Source organism: Phytobacter sp. V91, assembly GCF_965644225.1.
Lineage (GTDB): Bacteria > Pseudomonadota > Gammaproteobacteria > Enterobacterales > Enterobacteriaceae > CBFFRJ01.
The window spans coordinates 1-1334 of sequence record NZ_CBFFRJ010000270.1 but is presented as its reverse complement, the minus strand read 5'-3'; the positions used below and the strand labels follow the sequence as shown (position 1 = coordinate 1334).

General features: G+C 47.5%; 1 protein-coding gene. It reads right to left on the bottom strand.

All coding sequences use genetic code 11. The features are described 5' to 3' along the window. Positions 1-558 precede the first annotated feature (558 nt). A complete protein-coding gene (locus tag ACSZO4_RS25560) occupies positions 559-963 on the bottom strand; it encodes a hypothetical protein (protein ID WP_437891883.1) in 405 nt (134 codons plus the stop codon). Between the last annotated feature and the right edge of the window lie 371 nt (positions 964-1334).

Sequence of the window (1334 nt, the reverse complement as noted above, 5' to 3'; positions counted from 1 at the left end):
CAGCTCAGCTAAGGTAAGGCTAATACAGATAAGGACTCCACTGAACCCCACCGATTAAATCGCACCTTCCTTAAGCGAACTCTATCCAGCCTGTACTTGTAGTCAACCGCCCAGCTGAACAGGCCTCTTGTACGTACCCACATTCCTTTCTGATGTTGCCATACATGAGCCATTTCATGGATAAAGAGATGCTGGAGCTCGGGGGCACATTAGAGTAGTCACTTCGATAAAGTTCTAAGCGAAAATATAATTCACCATTTGGCGTCATTGCGACCCGCGACCTCTGCAAGTCAAACGGCAAATAGCTGTCACAGTGAATAGAAACTGATCCATAGAAAATCAAATTACCATACACTGAATACGCCAGACGCGTTTCACCAAGAGTTAACGGCCTTGTGCTACCTTCTTGTTCTCCCATCCATAATCTCCATGAATCTGGCAAGGCTATTCACTCGATTTTAGCAGAGAAAAATTATTGCCAGCGTAAAAATACGCTTTATCCATATCAGCCCTGAGAAACGCACATCCCTTTGAATAATTGAGCGCCAGTCATATCCTTCACCACATCTTCAGCGCATTACTCTCCAGGATGCTCGAGAAAATATCGAGCATTTCTTCCTGCTCAGGCAGATCGCGGGCATGGCCGCTGTGGTACTGGATAAGCCAGTAAATAATCATACTCAGGATGCGGCGGACCTTAAGTGAAGATCCTGAAATAGCGTCTGCCACTGCGGGGGCCAGTCGGTTGGAGAGTTGAGGCAGCACGCCAGTCAGGCACTCCATTGAGTCGTCGAGGATCCTGGCGAAATGCGGCTTAAAACAGCCCGACTGAGCCTGCTGCATATAACGATAAAACAGTTCGGCCTGTTGCTGGTGCGGGTTGGCCGTAAACCAGGCCACGGTCAGTTTCTCTAGCGCATCCATTGCCGTGTCCAGCTCCTGATAAATAATGGCGTGATACATACTGAGCTCCGGTGGTTATCTTCCCCATGCTCAAATATGAGAAAACCGTACACGACCCATCTGAGCATGCCTCGTTGATAGAACGATATGATGATAGATCATGCTCGATTAAGCAACATTTCATTCATTTAAGGATTAATGATGATTGATTGTGATGCTTTTAAAAAAACAGGCCGGGGGGCGATCGATGACAAAGAGGCGGGTTACGAGGATATTGACAGGTGGCGGATCGTCAGGCAGTGCTCTGTTTCGCACGATTTTATAAAGCGAGCATAATGTTGCAATTGTTCTTATTGATCCCCCTCACCCCAACCCTTGTATGTTTAAAGTCACTTCAGTTACCCGCCACCAGGCGGGTACACTGCTACCGT